Source organism: Roseateles sp. (assembly GCF_036486225.1).
Classification (GTDB): Bacteria; Pseudomonadota; Gammaproteobacteria; order Burkholderiales; family Burkholderiaceae_C; genus Roseateles.
Genome location: NZ_DASVNZ010000401.1, coordinates 1 through 23,817 on the forward strand (window position 1 = coordinate 1; position 23,817 = coordinate 23,817).

Consider the following 23,817-nt stretch of genomic DNA (forward strand, 5'->3'; position numbering starts at 1 on the left):
GTGACCGTCGCGGCCGAAGCGGCGGACGCCTACTTCCGCGTGCGCGGCGCGCAGGCCCGCATCGAGGTCGCCGAGGCCCATCTGCGCACGCAGTCGCAACTGCTGCAACTGATCCAGGACCGCTTCAAGGGCGGACTCGCCGCGCAGCGCGAAGTCGCCGAAGCCCAGGCGCTGCAACTGCAGGCGCGCGGCACGTTGCCGCCGCTTCGGACCGAGCTGGCGCAACAGCAGCATCGCCTCGACGTGCTGATGGGCGAGCAGGCCGGCACCTATGCGGCGAAACTGATCGCGCCGCTGCGATCCTCGTCCTCATCGCCATCGTCGCCTTCGTCGCCTTCGTCATCTTCGCAGCCCTCCACCTATCGCGTCCCGTCGCTGCCCGGCGACCTGACGCCCGCGACGCTGATGCGCCGCCGTCCCGACGTCATCGCCGCCGAGCGCCAGCTCGACGCCAGCCAGGCGCGCATCGGCGTCGCGACGGCCGAGTACTACCCGCGCCTGACCTTGGGTGGCGTGCTCGGCGCGGCCAGCCTGCACGGCGGGCTGTTCAGCTCGGAGGCTTTCCAGCCGCAGGCGCTGCTCGGCCTGCACTGGCGGTTGTTCGACTTCGGTCGCGTCGATGCGGAAGTGGCGCAGGCACGCGGTGCGCGGGCCGAGGCGCTCGCGCAGGTGCGCCAGCGCATGCTGCGCGCGACCGAGGACGTCGAGAACGCGATCGTCGCCCTGTCCGAGCTGGAGCTGCAGCGCGGCGACCTCGCGCAAGAGGTCCGCGCGCACCAGGTCGCGCGCGACGCGGCCGAGGACGCCTACAAGGGCGGCGCGGCCAGCCTGATCGAGGTGCTGCAGGAAGACCGGCTGCTGCTCGCCGCGCGGGATCAGCTCGCGCAGTTGGACGCGAACCACGCACGGGCTGCCGTGTCGGCGTTCCGGGCCTTCGGCGGGGGCTGGGACGCTGCGGAAAACCCGACGCGCTAGCCGCCCGGTCCATGGCTGGGGCTCGTTAGCATCAGGCCCCATGAGCCCGTCGCCTGCTTCGCCGTCAACCTCGCCCAAGCCTCCTGCTGCGCCTGCGCATGGCGCGGGCGGCCTGCTGCCCTTGCTCTTCGTCGCCGTCTGGAGCACCGGCTTCATCGGTGCGAAGTTCGGGCTGCCCGACGCCGAGCCGCTCACCTTCCTCTCCTGGCGCTACGCCGCGGTCATCGCGCTGATGCTGCCCGTCGTGCTGGTGCTGCGCGCGCCCTGGCCGCGCTCGATGGCCGCCTGCGCGCACATCGCGGTGACGGGCCTGCTGGTGCACGGCGTCTACCTGGGCGGCGTGTTCACCGCGATCTCGCACGGTCTGCCGGCCGGCATCACCGCCTTGGTCGTCGGCCTGCAGCCGCTGGTCACGGCGCTGGGCGCGCGCGCCTTCCTCGGCGAACGCATCGCCCCCCTGCAGTGGCTGGGTCTGGGCCTGGGATTCCTCGGCGTCGGACTGGTCGTCGCGCAGAAGATCGCGGCGGTCCCCGCCGGCGCGTTGATCACGATGCTCCTGCCCGCCGTCATCGCGCTGATCGGCATTACCGCCGGCACGCTCTACCAGAAGAAGTTCTGTCCGTCCTTCGACCTGCGCACCGGCTCGATCATCCAGTTCGTGCCGAGCCTGCTCGCCACCGCCGCGCTCGCCGCGATGACCGAGACGATGCAGGTGCACTGGACCGGCCAGTTCGTCTTCGCGCTGGCGTGGCTGGTGCTCGTGCTGTCGCTGGGCGCGGTCAGTCTGCTGAACGTGCTGATCCGCCGCGGCAGCGCGGTCAATGTCGCCAGCCTCTTCTACCTGACGCCGCCGACGACCGCGCTGATCGCGTGGGCCTTGTTCGGCGAGACGCTGACGGGCCTCGCGATGGCCGGCATGGCGCTGGTCGCGATCGGCGTGTGGCTGGCGCGCAGGACGCGATGAAAAAGGCGGCCACGCGGGCCGCCTTCCTCGGTGATGACAGCGGGATCAGTTGCGGTCGGCACGCGCCGGCAGCGTGCTGTCGGTGGTGCTGTCGTTGCTCATCGTCGACGTGTCCGTCGAGGAGGTGCCGGCAGCCGGCGCGCTCATCGGCATGGGATCCGTCTGCGTGCGGACATTCGGGTCCTGGCGCTGATCGGTCGACATGTTGTTGCCGTTGTTCTGACTGCTGGTCGCCGGCTGGCTGTTCTGCCAGTCGTTCGTCGTCGCGGGCTGGCCCGTGCTCGGATTGGCGGCCGGCGTCGCAGGCGGCGCCTTGTTCTGGTCGTTGTTGTTGGACAGCGGATCATTGGTCTGATCGCGCGCGCCGACGGAGCCGGAGCTGCCGCCCTGGCCGCCGCTCTGGGCGTGAAGGAAGCCGACGCCGGAAGCCAGCGCAATCGCCATTGCCACGGTGGTGATCTTGGAACGGGGGTTCATGGTGGATCTCCTGGAAGCTGTGGATTGAGGTCTTGCCGGGGGCCGCCGCGCAGTTCGCATCGCGTCCTGTCGCATCGCGAACCGTCGCAGCACCCTTGCAAGGAAAGACTGGCAATCCCGGTGCCCGCGCGGTTCTGGCGTGGTGCGCCGGGCAATGGTCGATCAGGCCTTGAATCCCGAGGCCCGAGCGGGCGAAGGATCGAGTTCATCGAGCACGGCGAGGATCGCGACCGGCGGTGTCGACGCAGTGGCGGGCGGAACGATGATGTCCTGCGCCAGCGGTTGAGCGAGCGAACGCGCCTGCGCGGCGCCTCGCGACTCCGCCGGCGTAGCGAGCAGTCGAAGCCGTTGTCCGATGGCCTCGAGGCTCTGCGCCGTCGACTCGTCGTCGGCCTCCGCGTCGAAGGGGTCGAGGCTGATGCGATCGGGCGAAAGACCCAGACCCAGCGCATGGAAGTAGCTCGCCTCCGTGACGACGCTGAGCTGGCTCGCGATCAGGCGATGCACCTCCAGATCGGGCATGTCGAGCTGCGCGCCCTGCACTGTGGCAAGCACTGGCGTACGCGTGATGCCGCCGGCCAGCCCCGCCAGGCGATGCGCATTCGGCAGATGCGCATGCAGCACCGCCGCCTGCTTGTTGCGGATGAGCCCGATGAGCACCTGGATCGCGTGCCACGGCGGATCGTCGGGCATCGCGACGATGACGGTATCGGCGCCGAGATCGCGCAATCGTTCCGCGTACGGTCCATCGGCGGGGCACACGACGGTGAAGCGGACGTTCCCGCCTTTGCCATGCCGCTCCACGAGCCGCTCCACCAGCCGCGTTGCGCCGATTCGATCGGAGGCCGTGGCAAGCGGGCACGCCTCATCGGGTGCTTCGTCCGACGGCACGGCGCCGACGATCTCGACGATGTGCAGCGAGGGCACGGGGTTCCCTGTCGTCACGGCAGAGAGTGTCGACGTCGCGCCGGGGCGTCGTTGTGCAGGGCGGTCCATCGCGAGCCTCTTGAAACCGCACCATGCGGTGACCACGCATGGCAAGGCTCATACCCGCCGGGTCGCCGAGGACTACAAAGGCTTCAGCGACTGCAGCACGGTCGGGAGAAGTTCGCTCACCGTCGGATGGATGCGCACGCCGCCGGCGGTCACGTCGGTGTACGGCCGCTTCGAGGCGATGACGTCGAGCAGCGATTGCACCGCCTCGTCGCCGTCGACGCCCAGCACCATCGCGCCGAGGATCGCCTTCGACTCTGCGTCGACGAGGATCTTGATGAAGCCTTCCGTCTCGCCCTTCTCGATGGCCCGGCCCACGCGCGTCATCGGCCGCGTGCCGATCAACGCGGGACGGCCGCTCGCGCGCACCTCCTGCTCGCCGAGGCCGATGCGCGCCAGTGGCGGGTCGGTGTACAGCGCGTAGGTCACCACGCGGTCGCCGACGCCCCGATCGGCGCCGTCGAAGAGGTTGGCCGCGGTGACCTCGAAGTCGTTCCACGAGGTGTGCGTGAAGGCGCCGCGGCCGTTGCAATCGCCGAGCGCCCAGATGTGCCGGACGCTGCTGCGCAGCTGGTCGTCCACGACGATGTTGCCGCGCTCGTCCACCCGCACGCCGGCGCGGTCCAGGCCCAGGTCGTCGGTGTTGGGCTTGCGACCGGTGGCGATCAGCACATGGCTGCCGCGGACCTCGGGCTCTCCGGTCTGGCAGTTCACCTGCACGGCGACGCCCTCTTCGGCCGGCGCCAGCTTCACGCATTCGGCGCCGGTGCGAATGGTCAGGCCTTCGCGTTCGAGGATGTCGCGCAGGGCCTCGGAGACGTCAGCATCCTCGCGCGGCACAAGCCGCGGACCGCGCTGGACGACGGTCACCTCGGACCCGAAGCGGCGGAACATCTGCGCGAACTCCAGCCCGATGTAGCTGCCGCCCACGACGACGAGATGCCGCGGCAGTTCCTCGAGCTTCATGATCGATGCGTTGCTGAGCCAGGGCACAGTGTCCAGGCCCTCGACGCCGGGCTGCGCGGGGCGGCCGCCGACGTTGATGAAGAAGCGGTCGGCGCGCAGGCGGCGTCCGTCGACGCTGACCGTGTGGGCATCCTCGAAACGCGCGTGGCCCATGATCAGCTCGACCTTGTCCATGCCTCGCAGCCACTTCTCGACGTTCTGTCGCGACTGGCCGGAGATGCGTTCCTTGCGCGCGATGACGGTGGGCAGGTCGACGCCGACCTGTTCCGGCACCCGGACGCCCCAGCGCGCGGCCTCGCGGACGACCCAGGCGGCATGGGCGCTGGCGACCATCGCCTTGGTCGGGATGCAGCCGGTGTTGACGCAGGTGCCGCCGACGCGCGAACGCTCGATGACGGCGACGCGCCAGCCGGCCTGCGACATGCGCTCGGCGAGCGCGGGGCCGGCCTGGCCGGCGCCGATGACGATGGCATCGAAAGAGTCCTTGGACTCGATGGGTTCACTCACGGCGACGCTCCTGGAGAGGGATCGTCGCGGAGTCTGCCACTGTCGGGCGACAGGTCAATGTGCGCGCCTGGGCGTCAGTGCGCGTCGAGCAGCGCCCGAAGCCGGTCGTCCCGGACCTCGAGGATGTCGAACAGGCCGAGCTCGCGCAGCGCAGGCAGCGCTTCCACGATGTCGCGTTCGGCGTCGGCGCGGCGGTCGGCCTCCACGGCCGGATCGCCCCACGCCTTCGCATTGACGAGGAACGCGCCGACGGTGCCCTTGCGGATCACTGTGCCGTTGCGTTCGATCTGGTTCTGCCCGTCGGGCAAGAGGTCTTGGGCTTTCATCGTCTGCTCCTGGTGGTGGATGGGATGAATGAATCGTAGGCAGAGACGTTTGGCCTGGGTACGTCATTGAGGACATAAGATAGTCCGATGGCGCCACGACGAGTCGCTTCACCCCGAAGCGCGAAATCCTTCGAAACCGCTGCGCACGCCGAATCGCTGCTGCTGCGTGCGGTCGAACAGACCTCCGCCGACGGCCGCTCGACGCGTCGCCATCGGCATGCGAGCGGGCAGATGCTCGGGGCCATCCAGGGCCTGCTCACGGTCGATGTGAGCGACGCCCGCTGGGTCGTGCCCGCGACGCATGCGCTGTGGATTCCACCGGAGGTCCCGCATGGCCTGCGCTCGCATGGGCCCTTCGCTGGGTGGAGCGTCTATGTCAGCCCGGAGGGCAGCGAGGCGCTGCCGGCGGAACCGCGGATCGTCGCGGTGACCGGGCTGTTGCGCGAGGCGGTCGCGCGAGCCGCGACGTGGCCGGAAACCGCCACCGCACTGGACGCGTCGCAGACGCGGCTGGCCGGCGTGATCCTCGATGAGATCGCGGCGGCAGCGCCCGTGGCGCTCGGACTGCCGATGCCCTCGGACGAGCGGCTGCTCAGGATCGCGCGCGCGCTGTCGAACCGGCCCGACGACGAACGCCGGCTCGACGAATGGGCCGACTGGGCCGGCATCGCGCCGCGTACTTTGACGCGTCGCTTCGCCGAGGAGACCGGCTTCAGCTTCACCGAATGGCGCCAGCGTGTCCGGCTGCTGCGTGGGCTGGAACTGCTCGCCGCCGGCAAGCCGGTGACGACGATCGCGCTCGAGCTGGGCTACGACAACGTGAGCGCCTTCATCGCGCTGTTCAAGCGGACCTTCGGCGTGACGCCAGGGAAGTACGGCGCCCTCTGAGACTGGGTCCGGTCAGGTCGCGCCGTGGCGCCGCCGGATCGCGGCCAGCGTGCCGCGCTGCTCCAGCACCTGGATCGCCTGGTCGATGCGGGCGAGATCGCGTTCATCGAGACGTCGGCGGCTCAGCATCAGGCACACGGGCTGCACGCTGTGGCCGAAGGGCTGTCGCAGCAGCCGCACGCCCGAGGCGCGCGCCTGCGCATGGACATCCAGGTCGTCGCCGAGGATCAGCGCCGCGCGGCCGAGCCGCAGCATGTCGATGCCCTGGCGCGTGGTCTGGTACGGCAGCAGCAGGCCCGCGTCGGCGAGGCGTTCGCGCCAGTCCTCGAAATCGTCGCCGAGGCCCTGCGCGTCGACGTGCAGCATCGGGATGCGCCGTTGCAGCACCTGTTCGAAGCCCTGCAGCCCGACCAGACGCGGATCGCGAGGATCCGTCGCGGCGACCATGAAGGCCTCGTTGCGATAGGGCCGGCTGTACATGACGGCGCGTTCGCGGCCGGGCACCGGCGTCGCGGAGAAGATGACATCGAACTGGTCGTTCAGCAGCTCGCGGAAGCGCCGCTTGCGCCATTGCGGCGATCCGCGGATCCAGCTGAGTTCGAACCCCGCCTGCCGGCAGATCGCCGCGAGCAGTTCCGCGTCGAGCCCACGCACGCTGCCATCGGCGCCGGGCTCGAGGTAAGGCGGCCAGGATTCCACCAGAGCACGCAGGACGCGCGTCCGGGTGCTCCCCCACGCAGCGTGCCCCCAGGCGAGTGCCAGGCCACCCACAACGGAGCGACGCCTGAGCCCTCGAACGGCGGATGGGCCGGATGGAGTCATTGCCTCTTTGAGAACCATCGCGGTGGGGATTCGAGGCAGTGTGCGCCTGGCTTCCCGGCGCCACAAGGCGGGACGGACGCGCGAGCGGAGGACTCCCCTCGGATGGGGGCTGGTGGCCGACGAGCTCCAGAGAAAGTCACGTGGTAGCGCAACCGCTCGGTTTCCCACATGGTTTTGTCAATTCGAAAAGCGCAAAATTGATACATGAAAGTCGTTCTCGTCGAAGACTCCCCGCTGGTCCGCAAACATCTGTTGGCGGCCCTGAAGGAGCAGCCCTTCCTCTCGGTCGTCGGCCTCGCCGCCACCGAGGCGGAGGCCTTGTGCACCGTCGGGCTGACGCGACCCCACGTCGTGGTGCTGGACCTGGCGCTGGCGTCCGGCTCCGGGCTGGAGGTGCTGCGCAAGCTGCGCCTGGCCGGCTTCGGCGGAACCATCCTGGTCCTGAGCAACCGAGACTCCGAGGTCTACGGCCCGCTGTGCGTGCGCAACGGCGCCAACGCCTTCTACGACAAGGGACGCGAGTTCGAGCAGTTCCTCACCGACCTGAACGTGCTGGCCGAAGCGCCACGGTTGGCGGCCAGCCAGCCGATGAGCCTGAGTTCGCTGCATATGCGCTGAGAACTTCCCCGCCGCATCCAACGGTGCCGGTTGCGGATCCTGGCGCGAGTTACGGCAGCGAGTTTCGGAAACTGCCAACGAGCAGCCCGGAAAGAAGAAAACCCGCTCTGGGCGGGTTTTCTAAGTGCTTGATCGAACAAGCTTTTCTGGAGGAGAGGGGGGGATTCGAACCCCCGAGACGTTTCCGTCCGCCTGATTTCGAGTCAGGTACATTCAACCACTCTGCCACCTCTCCGGAATTCGGTGATCGCTGTGGTTGTCAGCGACTAAGCCTAAGAGTATAGCGAGGAAATTCTGGGGTTGGCAACAACTGTTATTCAATTTGGGCGATTGCCGCCTCGACACAACAGTTGTCGCCGCACTCCCGTCACAGACGTTCCTGTGCTCAGGCTCTCAGCACGTCCTTGCCGCCCAGGTACGGACGCAGCGCTTCCGGCACCGTGATGCTGCCGTCGGCCTGCTGGTAGTTCTCCAGCACCGCGACCAGCGTGCGTCCGACCGCCAGGCCCGAACCGTTCAGCGTGTGCACAAGCTCGTTCTTGCCCTGCGCGGTCTTGAAACGCGCCTGCATGCGGCGCGCCTGGAAGGCGCCCATGTTCGAGCAGGAGCTGATCTCGCGGTAGGTGTTCTGCGCCGGCAGCCAGACTTCCAGGTCGTAGGTCTTCACCGCGCCGAAGCCCATGTCGCCCGCGCACAGCAGCACCGTGCGGTACGGCAGGCCGAGCTTCTGCAGCACGGCTTCGGCGTGGCTGGTCATCTCTTCGAGCGCCGCCATGCTGTGCTCGGGCTGCTCGATGCGGACCATCTCGACCTTGTCGAACTGGTGCTGGCGGATCATGCCGCGCGTGTCGCGACCGGCCGAACCGGCTTCCGAGCGGAAGCACGGGCTGTGCGCCGTCAGCTTCACCGGCAATTCGTCGACCGTCAGCACGCTCTCGCGGACCGAGTTGGTCAGCGAGATCTCCGAGGTCGAGATCAGGTACTGCTCGCTCTGCTCGTCGTCGCCGCCGCGCAGGACCCAGAACATGTCTTCCTTGAACTTGGGCAGTTGGCCGGTGCCTTCAAGGATTTCGCGATTGACGATGTAGGGCGTGTAGCACTCGGTGTAGCCGTGGTCCTGCGTCTGCATGTCGAGCATGAACTGCGCGAGCGCGCGATGCAGGCGTGCGACCGGGCCCTTCAGGAAGGCGAAACGCGAGCCCGACAGCTTGGCGCCCAATTCGAAGTCCAGGCCCAGCGGTGCGCCGAGGTCGACGTGGTCCTTGACCGCGAAGTCGAACTCACGCGGCTGACCCCAGCGCCGCACCTCGACGTTGCCGGTCTCGTCCGCACCGGCCGGCACGCTGGTGTCGGGCAGGTTGGGAACGCTCATCAGCATCGTGTTGAGTTCGACCTGGATCACGTCCAGCTTCTCGGCGCCGGCCTTCAGCTCGTCGGCGATGCCGGCGACCTCGGCCATCACGGCGCTGGCGTCTTCGCCCTTGCCCTTCAGCATGCCGACCTGCTTGGACAGCTGGTTGCGCTTGGCCTGCAGTTCCTCGGTGCGGATCTGCACCTGCTTGCGCTCGGTCTCCAGCGTCTTGAAGCGCTCGACGTCCAGGAAGGGTTGGGGGTTCTTGCGCTGTTGGAGGCGCTCGATGACGGCGTCCAGGTCCTTGCGCAGAAGGGTGATGTCCAGCATGGTGTGTCTTTCGTGTTCTGCGCCGACGGCGGCCCTCGGAAGGGGCGTCGGCGATGGCATGGGGGATGTCGATCAGCGGAACTCAGCGGGCGCCCCTCCGAAGAGGGTTGCCGCGACGATCAAGATCGGCCGCTGGTGACCTCGGCCATCGACTTGTCGCCCAGCCCCATCGGCAGCGGGAAGCGCACGTGCTCCTCGACGCCCGGCAGCGTGCGCACGGTCGTCGCGCCCAGCTCGCGCAGGCGCGAGATCACGGCCTGCACCAGCACGTCCGGCGCCGAGGCCCCCGCGGTGAGGCCCACCTTCGAGCGTCCGTCCAGCCATTCGGCCTGCACGTCCTCGGCCGCGTCGACCATGTAGGCCGGCGTGCCCAGGCGCTCGGCCAGCTCGCGCAGGCGGTTGCTGTTGGAGCTGGTCGGGCTGCCGACCACCACCACCACGTCCACCTGAGGCGCCATCACCTTCACGGCGTCCTGCCGGTTCTGCGTGGCGTAGCAGATGTCCTGCTTCTTCGGCTCGCGGACCTCGGGGAAGTGCTTCTTCACGGCGCGCAGGATCTCGGCCGCGTCGTCGACGCTCAGCGTCGTCTGCGTGACCACCGCCAGGCGGCTCGGATCCTTGACCCGCACGTGCGGCACGTCCGACACCTCTTCGACGAGGTAGATCCCGTCGCTGAGCTGGCCCATCGTGCCCTCGACCTCGGGGTGCCCCTTGTGGCCGATCATGATGAATTCGTAGCCCTCGCGGTGCAGCTTGGCGACCTCGACGTGGACCTTGGTCACCAGCGGGCAGGTCGCGTCGAAGATCTGGAAGCCGCGTTCCTGCGCTTCCTTGCGCACCGCCTGGCTGACGCCGTGCGCCGAGAACACCAGCGTCGCGCCCGGGGGCACCTCGGCCAGGTCCTCGATGAAGATCGCGCCCTTGGCCTTGAGGTCGTTGACCACGTAGGTGTTGTGCACGATCTCGTGCCGCACGTAGATCGGCGCGCCGAACTTCTTCAGCGCGCGCTCGACGATCTCGATCGCCCGGTCCACGCCGGCGCAGAAACCGCGCGGCTCGGCCAGCACGATGTCCTTCATGTTCACGTCCATCGCCGTCATCACAGCACCCCGATCAGCTGCACCTCGAAGCTGACGGGCTGTCCCGCCAACGGGTGATTGAAGTCGAACAGCAACCAGTCCTCCCCCAGCTCGCGGACCACGCCGGCGTACTGGCCCTGGCCGTCCGGCGTCGGGAACTGCACGACGTCACCGACGTGGTATTCCTCGTCCGGATCGCCCAGCTGACGCATCAGCGCGCGCTTCACGCGCTGCAGCAGCTCGGGGTTGCGCTCGCCGAAGGCCTCGCCCGGCGCCAGTTCGACGCGGGTGTGCGTGCCCTCGGCCAGGCCGACCAGGCGCGCCTCGATCGCGGGCGCCAGCTCGCCGGCGCCCAGCGTCAGCGTGGCCGGCAGCTTGTCGGCGAAAGTGTTGATCAGGTCCTGGCCATCCGGCCCGCTCAGCCGGTAATGCAGGGTCAGGAAGGATCCTGGTTGAACGAGGGTCACTAGTCAGGGGGATTTTGGGAATCGAAGCGTGATTTTAGGCTGTAGCGCCACCTCCCCTCCTCCGAGTCCCGACATGACCGTTCTCCCCGCCCCGATCGCCCTTTCCAGGCCGCCCGTCGCCTCGGTCATCGCCGCGCTGCCGCCCGAGGCGCGCCCGCGGGAAAAGCTGCTTGCCCAGGGCGCTCGTGCACTCTCGGACGCCGAGCTTCTGGCGATCCTCCTGCGCACCGGTCTGCCGGGCCGACCAGTCCTGACCCTTGCGCGCGATGTGCTCGACCGCTGTGGCGGCTTCCGGAGCCTGCTTCGCGATCCCGCCGCTTCGCTCGAAGGGGTGAAAGGGATGGGGCCTTCCAAGCGCACTTCCCTGCTGGCGGTACTGGAGATCGCCCGACGCGCTTTCCGCGACACGCTGGCCGACGGGCCGGTTTTCGAATCCGCCGAAGCCGTCCGCGACTACCTGCGCCTGGAGTACGACGACAAGCGCGCCGAATGCTTCGCGGTGATGTTCCTGGACACCCAGCATCGGCTGATCGCCCTCGAGACGCTGTTCCACGGCACCCTTTCCCATACCATTGCGTACCCCCGGGAGGTGGTGAAACGCGCGCTGACCCTGGACGCCGCCGCGGTGATCCTGGTTCACAACCACCCATCGGGGCGTACCGATCCGTCGCCGCAGGACGTCCAGTTGACCCGCGCGATGATCGAGTCGCTGGCACTCATCGACGTGAAGGTCCTGGACCATTTCATCGTCGGCGCGGGTCAGCCCGCATCGATGACCGACCTGGGCCTGCTGTGACCGACCGATTGCGCAGCCTGCAAGACCTGCAGACGCTGCACCGAGAACTGAAGCTCCGCCAACGCGCGGAGGAAGAGCGCCGCGAGCGCGATGCCGCGCTTGCGCGGCTGCGCGACGAGGAAGCCCGCATCTTCGAGCGCACGGTCGGCAAGGTCGTGCCGCTGCCGGAGACCAACCGGGTGATCCTCACCCTCGGCAGACCCGAGCCCGAGCCGCGCCAGCGCGAGCTCGACGAGCAGATGGCGTGGAAGCAGGCGCTGTCGGACGATTTCGACGTCGACTCGCTGCTGGAGACCGACGAGACGCTGTCCTTCCGCCGACCGGAGATCTCGGCGGAATCGGTGCGCAAGCTCAGACGCGGCCACTGGGCGCTTCAAGCGCAGATCGACCTGCACGGCCTGCGCCGCGATCAGGCGCGCGAGGCGTTGGGCACCTTCATCCACGACAGCGCCCGACGCGGCCTGCGTTGCGTGCGCGTGGTCCACGGCAAGGGCAACGGCTCCCCCGGCCGCGAGCCGGTGCTGAAGGCCCGCGTGCGCCGCTGGCTCGTGCAGAAGCAGGAAGTCCTGGCCTTCGTCCAGGCCCGCGCCAGCGATGGCGGCAGCGGCGCGCTGATGGTCCTGCTCAACAGCTGAGCGTCGCCGCTTCCCCGCCCCCTCGCCCACACGGGCTTTCCCCTCCCCCGAAGCGCGTTGTTTTCCGGAACACGCGATTGCATCGCCGTGCCCGCGTGGCTAGTCTGCGGACATGCCGGCGTAGTCGAGAACCGTTCTCAACAAATCTCAATAGATTGAGTCTTCGCAACCACGCAGCCATCGTTTCGATGGGGAGGGAACACGCATGTCCATGCACGCTCCGAACGCCCGCACCACCGGGCTGGTCCTGGTCGGCCTCGTCCACCTGCTGATGGTGGGCGCCCTGGTCAAGGGCTTCCAGCGCCACGCCGTCGAGGCGCCGCCGCTCATCCAGGTCAAGACGATCGACGAGCCCGAAGTCAAGCCCAAGCTGGTGGAACCGCTGCGCATCCCCGAGCCGGCAATCCCTACGCCGCGGGTGGTCGAGGTCCCGATTCCCCCCGTGGAGATCACCCCGACGAAGGAGCCCGTCGTCGTCGCGGTGGGGGTCTCCGATGGACGGACGAACACCCCGTTCGAGGTGAAGGACACCGGCCCCACGCCAGACACGACCCCCGGCAAGACGCCTCCGCTCACCACCATCAAGACACCCGGCGCGATCTGCACGCAGATGGCGGCACCGGAGATGCCTGCGGTGAACTGGAGCGGCGAAGCGTTGTTCCGCGCCGTGGCCGATGTCCAGGGCGGCCGTGTCGTCGCGGTGCAGTTGCAGGCGCTCGGCGGAGCGATGGATGCCCGCACCCGCCGCGCGTTCTCCAACGCGATCGAGGGCACGCTGAAGTCGCGCTATGTCTGCCCAGGCGAGCACCGCTTCCAGCAGGACTTCGCGTTCCGCATGGACTGACCCCGACGTTCCGGATCGCCCTCACGGGCGACCTCGGGCCGCAATGAAAAACGCCGGTACGCAATCGCGTCCGGCGTTTCGTTCTTTCGGGGGCCTGATGTCCCCCTCAGGCGCACATCAATGCGGCATCAATGCAGCATCAGGCTACCGTACGGCGAGACCGGCGTCGTGAAGGCCATCAGCAAGCGCTCGGGGCGGAACTCACCGACCGTGTCGGCGCCCTGCCAGTGGGTCTCGATCGCATGTTCCAGGCCCTTGAGGACGCAGAACGACATGAAGGCGTGTTCGGCCTCCTCGCCGTCCATGTCCACATGCTGCAGCCGCACGCAGGCCGCGCGCAGGAAGTTCAGCATCTGGATGGGGCTGTCGGTGTCCGGGCAGTAACCGGCGCAGACCTCGATGTCTTCCCGGGCGTCGTCGGACAGCCAGAGTCGGCCGTCGTCGATCCGGACATGCATCAGGTCGGGATTGGCGTCGATGCCGACCTCATCGTCGTGGAGCAGCGTGTACATGATGGATCGGACGGTAGACGAAGGCGCCCGCCCGTGTTCATCGACTCCCCCGCCTGGAGGGGCGGCAGTGTCAGATATGCACGCTGCAGGCACCGTTTACATCATTTTGTGGTGTTGGCGTAGAACGCCGCCCGCAGTACGGCGGGGCCCTCCGGCACCACCGGCGCCTGGCCGGCGCGTTGCATCGGCACACCAGAAATCCGCAGTTCGAGCGCCCCGCCCTGCGCGTCGATACCGGCGAACAGCAGCGCCTGACGGTTGTCGGCCTCCATCTTCGAGACGGTCGTGCCCGGCCGCCAGCCCAGTTGCTGGAACGCACGGGCCAGTTGCCCGCCCGCGTCCGCCATGCGCAGGCGCAGCGCATCGTCGGGGGCCGCATCGGTCGTCCACACCACGTTGACGTGGGTCAGCCGACCCGTGGCCTGCTCCAGGATGTAGGTCACGGTCGCCGGCACCGGACCGGGTTCCAGTTGGTCAAGCCGCAGCACCAGCGCGCGCTTGCCCGCCTTCGGGTCTTCGACGACGCGGATCGCCTCCGGGGCCGCCTTGAAATCGCGCTGGATGGCGCCGCGCAGGGCCGCCTCGTCCATGCCGAACAGCGCCGAGCGGAAGCCCGACACGCGGTACGCGCCCGCAGCCGCCGTCGATGCGGCCGCCGACGCGGGATCCATCGCCGGATAGGGATCGGGCCGGTCGACATTCGCCACGACCCGCAGACGCAGCTGCGACGGGCCCGGCGAGGCGACGCGGTGCTCGCGCGCCCGTGCCGGCGATGTCGCGGTGCGCTCGCGTGCTTCCACGTCGACGTCCGCGCCCAGCAGCCGGATCTCCGCGCCCGCGCCTTCGAAGTCCTTGCCCGAGAACACGATCAGCGTCCCGTCCGGCAGCAGATGGCCGCGCCGCGTCGCCAGCGGCGGCCAGCGCCAGCCGGCCATCGTTGCGCCGACGGTGCGCGCCGCCTCGACCAGCCCCGCGCGCTGCGCCGGCGTCGACGGGCCGTCGGTGGTCCATTCCACGTCGACCGCAACCAGACGTCCGCTGACCGAGCCGAAGCGGTAGCGCAGCAGCACCGGCGTCGGCGCCGGCACGCGCGGCAGCGCGGCGACGCGCACCGTCAGGTCGATGGCGCCGCTGTCGGGATCGACGTACTCATGCGGCGGCGACACGGTCTCGGGATAGTCCCGCGCGACTGCGGCGCGGACCTCCACGAGGCTCATGCCGAAGCGCGCGCTGCCGTGCCCGGTGATCGCATAGGGACGGCCCTCGACGAGATAACGGGTCGGCTGGCCGGTGAGCGAGATTTCAAAAGGCATGTCGGCGGCCTGCGCCGCGGGGACGACCGAGGCCATCGCCGCTGCAGCGACGATGCCAGCCAGGGCGACCCGCCGGCGCAGGTGAGGAGAGAGGCGGAAGAAGCGGGGCATGAGGGGCTTGAGGGAGGTGCGGAAGACGTTCATTTGAATGATCCTCAAGGGCCGGTCGGCGAGACGTAGGTGACCTTGCCGTCCACCACGGCCAGTTGCACGCCGAAACCGTTCGCCTCGCCGCGCAGCGCCGCTTCCTCGCGCTGGTTGGCGCCGGCGAAGTCGGTGTTGTGGGCCATGGCGATGGCGGCCTGCGGATCGGTCTTGAGCAGGTTCAGGAACGTGATCTGGTCGGCCTGTTCCTTCTTGATCAGCGCCTGCGTGCGGCTGATCATCGAGCTGTAGTTGTTGTAGAAGGCTTGCATGCTGTCCCAGTTCTTGCGGACCCCTTCGTCGAACATGTAGTTCCACGGACGATCACGCCAGCGGGCGTTCTCGTCCAGGTACTTGAAGCGCGCCGCCGCGTCGGTGATCGACGCGGCGTATCTGGAATCCGCCGCCGAGTAATGGTTGTCGGGCTCGCTGTGATTGAGGCCGAAGACGCCGAGCACCGCGCGGCCCACGACGTTGTCGGTCATCGCCTCCGCGAGGCCCATCGGGTTGATCGAGAAGTTCAACGACAGCCCCAGCCCGCCGAAGCCCAGTTGCGCGCCGAGGTCCAGCGACACGCTGATCGCGCCGTCCGAGATGCCGATCGAGTAGTTGAAGGTGCCGCCGATCGACCCCGGCGTGTAGACCGTGGCGCCGCCGCCGACCGAGCCGGTGCTGCCCGTCACCCCGGCGGCGACGCCGACCGAGGAGCCGACGCCGACGGCGTTGTCGAAGCGCTGCACCACGCGACCGTCGCGCAGCGTGTACTGCTCGTCGGCGCGGGCGAAGACGAAGGTGCTGACCGTGGTGCTCAACTGGGCGTCGCCCAGGCCGCTGATGTTGCCGCCCACGCCCGTCTGCGCGGTCACGCCCGCGCGGGCCTCGGCGCCGATCTGCACGCCGTTGCGTCCGAGATTGCCGATCGCGTAGGCCTCGCCCTGCGCGCCGAAGGTGACGTAGCCGGGACCGCTGGTGATGGTCACGTCGACGTGGCCGTTGACGTTGGCCTCCAGCTTCACGCCGGTGATGCCGAACTTGGCCAGGCCGCTGACCTCGCCGCTGGCCTGCGTCGACAGGTCGACGCCGCCTATCGTCACGCCGGTCTCCACGACACCGCTGGCCGTGCCGCTGACGGCGCCGCCTCGCGGTCCGATCGTCACATCGCCGGCGGTGCCGGTGCCCGTGATGTTCCGGCCGAAGTCCTCGATCTGACCGGTCTTGTTGCTGCTCCAGCCGGTCAGCGGCGGTGCGACCACGGTGGGCGCGGGCTGCGGCAACGGCGGGATCGTCGGGATCTGCTGCGCCGTGTCGCTGAAGCTCCCGCCCAGCATTGCCGACGTGAACACGTCCAGGGTCCCAGGGTCGTTCGTGGTGTAGGGATAGCCGCCGTAGCCCGCGCCGATGATCTCGAAGTCCTTCGCGTCGGCGCCGGTCAGGCCGGTGACGCGGAAGACATACCGTCCCGGCACCAGATGGCTGAGGTCGCTGACGGGCCGGCCCTGCGGATCGTAGGCGGTGACCACCGGATGGACGTCCGGGCCGCTGAAGGGGCCGTCCGGCCCGCGCAGCGTCGCGATGCCCGGCGTCCCGACGAGCTCGTTGAAGAAGATGGCGCTGGTGACGCTGTAGCTCAGTGCCATCGGAAAGATGGTCAGCAGGCCCGGCAGGCTGCCGCTGTCGGCGACGCGGTAGTTCTTCGCTGCCGCGCCGGTCAGTCCGGTCACGACCTTGAAGTACTGACCCACATGGGTGAAACGCTCCGCCGCCAGCGCGTTGCCTGCGAAGTCGACCAGTCCGATCGTGCCGCCGATCACGTCGCCCGGCATCACGTTCTCGAAGGTCGGCCTGCCGAGGTTCACACCGCCGCCGACCGGGAGCCCCCACGGCGAGCACCCGCTTCGGGTGCAGTCGCGCACGTATCCGCCGTAGGTGTAGCCGGTGGCGATGATGCCGTAGGTCACCGGCCGCGGCGCGACAGTGAAGGTCCCGCCGATGCCGCTCACCGCATAGTTGCCGTTCTGCGCGCCGGTCAGCGAGCCGGTCCAGTCGTAGCCGCCGACGTCCAGGCGCGGCGTGTAGAGCAGCGGATCGTTGCCCTTGCCGACCGCCTGGCTCTGCAGCGTGCCGCCGGCGTTGAGGCGCACACCGACATCGTCGCCGGCCAGCACGCCCGTCAGCGCGCCGAGCTTCGCCGGATCGCCGTACACGCTCGCCACGCTGGCCGGCGTGAAGACCAGCGACTTGCGGGCGATGCTCAGCGGGGCCGCCGCCCCGTCCGTGGAGACGAAGCGATAGTTCCTGCTGAGGTCGATGACCGTGTCCTGACGGCCTTCCTGCTTCACGCCGAGCACCACCTGCAGGTAGTCCCCGGCGGAGGTGCGGTCGCCGTAGCTGATCTCGCCCGCGTTGTTGACGACGTGGAAGTCCGGCTTGACCCACAGCGCGTCGTTGCGGATCAGGCCCGACACCGACACGGTCGGCGCGACGTAGGTGCCGTAGATGGTGTTGATCGCGTCGATGGAGACGGTGACCGGCTTGGGCGCGACGGTGATCACCGCGATGCCGGTGGATCCGCTGGCGGTGAAGTAGTTCGCCGCGTCGCGGCCCGAGAGTCGCGCGACGTAGAGGTAGCTGCCGACGTTGAGCTTGTCGTCGATCGCGTACTCGTAGCCGGGACCGACGCTCCGTCCCTGCAGTTGCGTGGCGACCGCCACCGTGCCAAGGTTGACCTCGTCGCCCGGGAGGATCCCGGTGGTCAGATGCAGTGCGGGCAGGCCGCCGCCGTAGATGATGTCGAGGCTGCCGCTGTCGAGCGATCGACCGATCTCGCGCTTCAGGACGTTGATGTAGCCCGTGTTGGACGCGGGCAGACCCGGCAGGATCAGGTTGCCGGGCGCGATCACGTAGTTCGAGGCGTCCGCGCCGCCCAGGCCGTCGACACGGACCGGATAGCGGCCAGCCGGCGTCCGTTCCCACAGGCTCACCGGATCGAAGGGGCTGGTCAGCGCGCCGACCTGGTCGCCCGACAGCACGCCGTTGACGATGCTGGTGGGCATCCGCGGCACGTCGCCGTAGGTGGAGGTCGTGTCGGGCGTCGTGACGGTGACCGCCTTGGGCTGCACGACGAAGGCGCCGAAGGACGGCCGCATCGTGTAGTTGCCGGCGTCGGCGCCCTGCAGCACGCCGCTGGTGGCGTAGCTGCCCACCGGCAGTCGTGCGGGCGCGGTCGTCACGTTGCCGGCCGGTGTCGTCAACCAGGCGCTGACGGACACCTGGTCGCCGGGCCGCAGCTCGCTGGACAACGAGGACTGGAAGCCGTACAGATCCGAACTGCCGTAGGTCGACAGGTTCACGAGGCCGCCCGGCCCCTGCAGCCAGGCGGTCCCGGTGATCGCGATCGGACTCACCGTGAGCGTCGCGCCCCGGTTGCCGCTGCCGGCCATCACGTAGTTGCCCGCGTCGGCGCCGGCCAGGCCGATGCCGGTCATCGTGTAGGTGCCGACGTTGAGCGCGCCGCTGCTCGATCGCGGCATCGCCGAGACGCTCGTGACGACCGAGACCTGGTCCCCCGCCAGCAGGCCGTTGACGGCCCCCCGGGCGATCGGCAGGTCCGAACTGACCATGCCGTAGCTCGGATTGAAGCTGGAGAACGTGCCGTCCGGCGCGATCGTGCTGTACCGGACGTTCTGGAAGTAGCCGTCCACGGTGACGGTCACCGACTTGGGTGCGATGGTCAGCGTGGCCGTCGTCGAGCCCACGTCCGTCGCCACGTAGTTGGAGGCGTCCGCGCCGGTCAGGCTGCGCAGGCCCAGCGTCCAGTGGCCGGCGTTCGTCCGATCCGTCGGCGCGGCGCCCGTGGCCGTCAGCACGGCGGGGCCGGCGCTCACCGTGTCGCCGGACAGCACGCCCAGCAGCGACGCGGCACCAAGGGTCGGCGCCGTGCCGTACGTGCCCGACGCATCCTGCGCGATGTAGCTGATCGGACGTGGCTGAACGGTCAAGGTGCCGGCCGAGTTGCCGGTCGTGGCGAGCACGTAGTTCGGGTTGCCGGTGATGGCGGTGACCGCCTCGACGTAGACGCCGGCATGCGTGCGATCGGTCAGCGCGACCGGCGTGGCGCCGGACAGCAGCGCCGTCGAGTAGCCGACCGAGTCGCCCGCGAGCACATTGCCCAGCGTCACCGCGCCCAGGGTGGCGAGGTTGCCGTAGACCGAGCTCGCACTGGCCGTCGAGAAGCTCACCGGCCGCGGCGTCACGGTCAGCGCTCCGACGGCGTTGCCGCTGCCGGCCAGCGCGTAGTTGCCCGCGTCCGCGCCGGTGAGCGCGTTGACACCCGCCCACCAGGTGCCGCCCACGGTCGGCCGCGCCACGACGGCGCCGCCGCCGTCCAGCGCCGCCAGCAGCGCGCCGACGCTATCACCCGGCAGCACGCCGGAGAGCGAGGTGGCGTTGCCCGCGACGGTGGGCAGGTCGCCGTAGATCGCATGGCCCGCGGACACGCTCCAGGTCAGCGGCTTGGGCGAGACGATCCAGCTGGCCGGCGTGTTGCCGCTGATCGCGATCACGTAGTTGCCGGCGGCCGCGCCGTTCAGCGAGGCGGTCGTCGCACCGAAGGTGTAGGTGCCGGCACGCGTGGTCGACCCCAGGAATTGCGGACTGCCGCCGATGTCGACCGTCGGGAGGGCCTCGACCTGGTCCGCGCCGACGATGCCGCTCAGCACAGGCCCGCCGGCGAGCGGCGAGGACCCGTAGACGTTGCCGCCGCCCGTCGCGACATAGGTCAGCGGCTTGGGCTTGACGGTGATGTCGAGCGCCGAGTTGCCGCTGACGGCGAGGACGTAGTTGCCGGCGTCGGCGCCGGTGAGGCCGGCGACGCTGGTGACGTAGTGCCCGACCGGCCATGCCGAGGAACTGCCGATGCCCACGCGGGGCTCGACGACGTCGAAGCGCTGCGTGCCGACGACGGTGTCTCCGGCGAGCAGGCCGACGAGCCCGGGCGTCTGCAGCGTCTGACCGTAGATCTGGTCGATGCTGCCGCCGACGTAGGTGATCGACTTGGGCGCGACGACGAGACGTCCCGCCGCGTTACCGCCGCCGGCCAGCGTGTAGTTGCCCGCCTGGGCGCCGCCCAGGCCGGTCACGATCTCGGCATAGTTGCCGGCACGCATGTTGGCGGCCAGGGTGAACGGCGTGCTGCCGTCGGCGCTTGCCGCGACGGTGCCGGTCACGACGTCGCCCGCGAGCACCCCGCCCAGCGTCGCGACGCCGAGCGTGGCCAGCGTCCCGTAGGTGCTGCCGGCATCGGCCACCGACCAGGTGAGCGCCTTGGGATCGACGCGGAACACGCCGTCGGTGTTGCCGCTCACGGCGAGCACGTAGTTGGACGACGCCGCGCCGGCCAGCGTGGTCACCGAGGCCGCATAGCTGCCCGCCGCGAGGCGCGCGCTGGCCGTGACGGGCGAACCGCCCGTGCTCAGACCCACGACGCCGTTCACGTCGTCGCCGGTGAGCACACCGGCGAGCACCGAGATCGGCAGCGCCGACGCGGTGCCGTAGGTCTGCGCCGCGTTGCCGACGAAGAAGCTCACCGGCTTGGGCGCGATGGTGAGGGACGCGCTCACGCTGCCGCTCAGATCGATGGCGTAGTTGGAGGCCGCTGTGCCACCCAGGCCCGTCAGCGAGAAGTTCCAGCCACCGGCTCCGACGCGATCGCCGAAGCCGTAGCCGTAGCCGCCACCGTTGGCGGCCATCGCGACGCCGCCCTGCCCGCCCAGCGTGGCGATGGGCGCGACGCTGTCGCCGTTGACGATGCCCGTCAGGCTCACGACCGAAGCCGGTGCGCCGTAGACGTAGTTGCCGGCGGAAACCGTCGGCGTCAGCGTGCGGCGCGTGATCGTCAGCGGCATCGTCGCGCTGCGCATGTCGACGAAGAAGTTGCCGAGGACCATCGGATCGAACGCCGCCGCGCCGGTGCCCGACAGCGTCAGCGTGCCGCTGCCCGCGTTGGCCGTGACACCGGGGCCGCTGACCGTCAGTGAGCCGGGCATGAACAGCCCATCCAGCGTCGCCGCCGGGCCGCCCACCTGATGCACCGGTGCGCGGCCGAGGTGCTCGGCGTCCGGATCGGCATCGCCGTAGACGCGCGTGACCGCGCCGCCGACGTTGTTGCCCAGCGCCACACGCGTCGCGTCGACACCGCCCAGACGCGCCAGGCGCGTGACGACGCCGTCCTCGATGAAGCGGAACAGCCCTTCGCCGACGATGCGGTCGGTGGCCTCGGTGGTCCAGTCGACGACGTGACCCTCGATGCGGCTTCCGCCGCTGACCTTCAGCGCGCCGCTCAGCGTCGCCGTGCCGGCGACCGAGATGTTGCCGCCGATGACGATCTCCACCGGCATCGGACCGCCGGAGCTGGCCGTCGGCATCACCGTCGCCGACAGCGATTCGCCCGCGAAGGCGCCCAGCCGCAACGCCCCGGCGGTGCGTTCGGTGTTGCCGGCGCCATCGGCCATCAGCAGCGTCAGCGGGCCGTTGTCGGTGATGAAGTTCGCGCCGCTCAAATCGAGCGAGGCCGGACCCGCACCGCGCTCCGCATTGACGACGCCGTGGGCCGCCGTGTCGTTGGCGGTGATGGTCCAGTGGCCGCCGCCGTTGCTGAAGGCACCGCTGAGCATCACCGAGCGGCCCGCCGCCAGCGTCAGGTCGCCGGCCGCCGCGCCACCGGGGCCGCGGGAGATGCCGGTGAAGAAGGTCGACCAGGTGATGTCCTGGCTGGCCTGCAGGCGCACGTCGACGCCCGCGCCCAGCAGCGCTGCGAGGTCGCCGGAACTCAGCGTCGTCGTCCCGCCGGGGCCGTCGCTGAAGCCGATGTCGCCGGGCGGCGTGACCGCCGCCGCGTCGCCGATGACGATGTCCTGCGGGTCCAGCAGCAGCCGCGCGCCGCGGCCCAGCAGCAGCCGGTCCAGCGCCACCGCCTGCACCGTGGAGGCGGAAGAGATCTCCACCGCGCCGCCCGCGGCGGCGCCGTGCGCGTCGAGCCGACCGAGCATGCGGGTGGCGCTCGTGCTCCAGACGATCGCGGTACCGCCGAGGCCTTGCGCACCGCGCGCGGAGACGTCGATGCGGCTGTCCGCGTCGATGCCCACGCGATTGGCGGCCGCCAGCACCGGCAGCACGCCGAAGCGACCGAGGTAGCGTCCGTCGGTATCCGCCAGATCCGCGTCCGCGCGGCCGCCCTGGAAGGCGCCACCCACGCGCACGAGACCGCCGCGCGTGGCGCCGCTCGCATCGAGCGTCGCGCCGGCGAGGGTCACGTCATGCCCCGTGACGTCGATGCGCCCGCCGCCGGCCGTCGCCGACGACGCATCCAGCGTGCCGCTGACACGCACCGTGCCGCCGGCCCCGCCGTCGAGCACGATGGACCCGTCGACGCCGGAGAGCGTCGTCGCGCGGATCGTGCCCGGCAGGTGGATTGCCTCGCGCAAGGCTTCGCGCACGGTCGACGCGCGCAGCGCGACCAGGCCGGCCTCGATGCGGCCGCCGTTCCCGATCAACGGGCGGCTGTCGCCGTCCACGGCGTCGGCCGGCAGCATCACTTGCAGGAAACCGTCGCCGGAGAAGTCCAGCGTCGCGGCCGAAGCGCTCCCCAGTGCCACCTTGCCGAGCGGCGCGAGGATCAGCCCGTCGTTCTCGACCTTTCCGCCCAGCAGCGCGACCTGGCCGCCCTCGCCGGTGACGATGCGCCCCTGGTTGAGCACGTTGCCGCCGCGACCGTTGAAGCGCAGCCGCCCGGCCATGAAGTCGTCGTCGGACAGCCCCAGCGTCGAGGCGACAAAGCCCGCGCGCGTGTCGACAAGGCCGGTCGTCGTGATCGCGATGCCTTGCGGGTTGATCAGGAAGACACTGCCGTTGGCCTTCAACGTGCCGGCGATCTCGGAGCCCAGCGAGCCGGTGACGACGTTCAACGTCGACGCCTGCGCGTTGGGCTGGCTGAAGTTGACGACGCCGCCCGCGCCGATGGAGAACGAATCCCAGCGCAGCACCGCGCGCTGCGAGTTCTGTTGGATGTCGAGGCGGTTGCCGTTCGGCGTGCCGATCGTGGCCTGACCGGCGCTGACGCTGCCGCCACGCGGCAGGACGGAAATCGGTGCCGTCTGCGCGCCGGCCAGCGGCATCAAGCCGGCCAGGATGGCGGCGGTCAGCGCCGTCAGGCGCGGGCGGGTCTGCGCCGAAGCGCGGGAGGAGTGCGGGGAGCGTGTCATGGTCGTCAGAACTGGACTTGCGCTTTCACGAACGCCTGGAACTCGTCCAGGCCGAAGGGGCGGTAGCGGCGGCGGCCGGCCTCGAGGGAGAGCTCGGCGCCGCGCCAGCGCGTGCGCAGGCCCGCGCCGCCGGACGCGGCCAGGCGGTGCCCCTGCGTGCCGGCGAATTCCGACCACGGCCGGCCCATCGCCGCGAAGACGTAGGGCTGCAGCTGCAGGCTCGCGCCGCCGATCGACGGCGTCCAGGCCCGCGACAACTCCTGGCGCAGCGTCCAGCCGTTGTCGTCCGAGATCGATCCGGAGCGGAAGGTCGACAGCGCGTCCTCGCCGTCCAGGGTGAACAGCTCGGCGCTGGGCAGCACGTGGCCGAGCGCGCTCTGCAGCTTCGCCGAGGTGCGCGCGCCCAGTCCCCAGGGCAGCTCGACATCGGCGCTGGCGTTGAGCTCCAGCTTCGTGAAGTAGGGTCGCGCGCCGTAGCGCGACACCGGCACGCCGGTGGCCGCGATGTCGGCCGCCGTGCGGGCGCCGAGTCCGGGCAGGCCGCGCGACAGC

19 protein-coding genes and 1 tRNA gene are annotated in these 23,817 nt (G+C 69.8%); 7 read left to right on the forward strand and 13 right to left on the reverse strand.

Features of this window, described 5'->3' with window-relative positions; genetic code table 11:
• Together VF536_RS26050 and VF536_RS26055 are read left to right on the forward strand one after the other, a co-directional pair.
• Positions 1–975, forward strand: a 975-nt coding sequence (locus VF536_RS26050; protein WP_331617861.1) for a TolC family protein, incomplete at its 5' end; no start/stop codon positions are given.
• 40 nt (positions 976–1,015) lie between these two features.
• Positions 1,016–1,939 (forward strand): DMT family transporter, encoded by a 924-nt coding sequence (locus VF536_RS26055; RefSeq protein ID WP_331617862.1) that lies wholly within the window; start codon positions 1,016–1,018, stop codon positions 1,937–1,939.
• Positions 1,940–1,984: 45 nt separating this feature from the next.
• Here VF536_RS26055 and VF536_RS26060 read toward each other — a convergent pair whose 3' ends face one another.
• The 4 genes from VF536_RS26060 to VF536_RS26075 all read right to left on the reverse strand — a co-directional run bounded on the left by VF536_RS26060 (position 1,985) and on the right by VF536_RS26075 (position 5,208).
• Entirely contained in the window at positions 1,985–2,416 is a 432-nt protein-coding gene (locus tag VF536_RS26060) for a hypothetical protein (protein WP_331617863.1), read from the reverse strand.
• A 162-nt stretch (positions 2,417–2,578) separates the two neighbouring features.
• Positions 2,579–3,343 (reverse strand): hypothetical protein, encoded by a 765-nt coding sequence (locus VF536_RS26065; RefSeq protein ID WP_331617864.1) that lies wholly within the window; start codon positions 3,341–3,343, stop codon positions 2,579–2,581.
• 141 nt (positions 3,344–3,484) lie between these two features.
• Positions 3,485–4,882, reverse strand: a complete 1,398-nt coding sequence (locus VF536_RS26070) for an FAD-containing oxidoreductase (RefSeq protein ID WP_331617865.1) — start codon at positions 4,880–4,882, stop codon at positions 3,485–3,487.
• Positions 4,883–4,956: 74 nt separating this feature from the next.
• Positions 4,957–5,208: a hypothetical protein gene (locus tag VF536_RS26075; RefSeq protein WP_331617866.1), complete on the reverse strand. Its 252-nt coding sequence runs from the start codon at positions 5,206–5,208 to the stop codon at positions 4,957–4,959.
• Between the two features lie 87 nt (positions 5,209–5,295).
• Here VF536_RS26075 and VF536_RS26080 point away from each other — a divergent pair, with 87 nt between their 5' ends.
• Positions 5,296–6,096, forward strand: a complete 801-nt coding sequence (locus VF536_RS26080; protein ID WP_331617867.1) for a helix-turn-helix transcriptional regulator — start codon at positions 5,296–5,298, stop codon at positions 6,094–6,096.
• Positions 6,097–6,108: 12 nt separating this feature from the next.
• Here VF536_RS26080 and VF536_RS26085 read toward each other — a convergent pair whose 3' ends face one another.
• Positions 6,109–6,795, reverse strand: a complete 687-nt coding sequence (locus VF536_RS26085) for a substrate-binding periplasmic protein (RefSeq protein WP_331617868.1) — start codon at positions 6,793–6,795, stop codon at positions 6,109–6,111.
• A gap of 327 nt (positions 6,796–7,122) precedes the next feature.
• Here VF536_RS26085 and VF536_RS26090 point away from each other — a divergent pair, with 327 nt between their 5' ends.
• Positions 7,123–7,536: a response regulator gene (locus VF536_RS26090; protein WP_331617869.1), complete on the forward strand. Its 414-nt coding sequence runs from the start codon at positions 7,123–7,125 to the stop codon at positions 7,534–7,536.
• A 147-nt stretch (positions 7,537–7,683) separates the two neighbouring features.
• On the opposite strand, the gene VF536_RS26095 is transcribed toward VF536_RS26090, so the two are convergent.
• The 4 genes from VF536_RS26095 to VF536_RS26110 all read right to left on the reverse strand — a co-directional run bounded on the left by VF536_RS26095 (position 7,684) and on the right by VF536_RS26110 (position 10,763).
• A tRNA-Ser gene (locus tag VF536_RS26095) sits at positions 7,684–7,771 on the reverse strand.
• 150 nt (positions 7,772–7,921) lie between these two features.
• The gene (serS, locus tag VF536_RS26100; protein ID WP_331617870.1) at positions 7,922–9,217 is read right to left on the reverse strand and encodes a serine--tRNA ligase; all 1,296 of its coding nucleotides are present in this window, start codon (positions 9,215–9,217) and stop codon (positions 7,922–7,924) included.
• 119 nt (positions 9,218–9,336) lie between these two features.
• Positions 9,337–10,317 (reverse strand): 4-hydroxy-3-methylbut-2-enyl diphosphate reductase, encoded by a 981-nt coding sequence (ispH, locus tag VF536_RS26105; protein ID WP_331617871.1) that lies wholly within the window; start codon positions 10,315–10,317, stop codon positions 9,337–9,339.
• The gene (locus tag VF536_RS26110) at positions 10,317–10,763 is read right to left on the reverse strand and encodes an FKBP-type peptidyl-prolyl cis-trans isomerase (RefSeq protein WP_067275053.1); all 447 of its coding nucleotides are present in this window, start codon (positions 10,761–10,763) and stop codon (positions 10,317–10,319) included. Before VF536_RS26110 ends, ispH begins: the two co-directional genes overlap by 1 nt.
• 73 nt (positions 10,764–10,836) lie before the next feature.
• Here VF536_RS26110 and radC point away from each other — a divergent pair, with 73 nt between their 5' ends.
• From radC to VF536_RS26125, 3 genes are all read left to right on the forward strand, one after another.
• Complete coding sequence (gene radC, locus VF536_RS26115; protein ID WP_331617872.1) at positions 10,837–11,559, forward strand: RadC family protein; 723 nt, start codon at positions 10,837–10,839, stop codon at positions 11,557–11,559.
• Positions 11,556–12,194 carry a Smr/MutS family protein gene (locus VF536_RS26120; RefSeq protein ID WP_331617873.1) on the forward strand — a complete coding sequence of 213 codons (639 nt, stop codon included), beginning with the start codon at positions 11,556–11,558 and terminating at the stop codon, positions 12,192–12,194. The genes radC and VF536_RS26120 overlap by 4 nt, the downstream gene beginning before the upstream one ends.
• A gap of 205 nt (positions 12,195–12,399) precedes the next feature.
• Positions 12,400–13,038 carry a hypothetical protein gene (locus tag VF536_RS26125; RefSeq protein ID WP_331617874.1) on the forward strand — a complete coding sequence of 213 codons (639 nt, stop codon included), beginning with the start codon at positions 12,400–12,402 and terminating at the stop codon, positions 13,036–13,038.
• Between the two features lie 128 nt (positions 13,039–13,166).
• Here VF536_RS26125 and VF536_RS26130 read toward each other — a convergent pair whose 3' ends face one another.
• The 4 genes from VF536_RS26130 to VF536_RS26145 form a co-directional block, all read right to left on the reverse strand.
• Positions 13,167–13,550 (reverse strand): hypothetical protein, encoded by a 384-nt coding sequence (locus VF536_RS26130; protein WP_088403694.1) that lies wholly within the window; start codon positions 13,548–13,550, stop codon positions 13,167–13,169.
• A gap of 101 nt (positions 13,551–13,651) precedes the next feature.
• Entirely contained in the window at positions 13,652–15,007 is a 1,356-nt protein-coding gene (locus VF536_RS26135; protein ID WP_331617875.1) for a hypothetical protein, read from the reverse strand.
• An 11-nt stretch (positions 15,008–15,018) separates the two neighbouring features.
• Positions 15,019–23,265, reverse strand: coding sequence for a filamentous hemagglutinin N-terminal domain-containing protein (locus VF536_RS26140; RefSeq protein ID WP_331617876.1), 8,247 nt, complete (start codon positions 23,263–23,265; stop codon positions 15,019–15,021).
• A gap of 5 nt (positions 23,266–23,270) precedes the next feature.
• Positions 23,271–23,817: ShlB/FhaC/HecB family hemolysin secretion/activation protein (locus tag VF536_RS26145; protein WP_331617877.1), on the reverse strand; the 547-nt coding region annotated here is incomplete at its 5' end.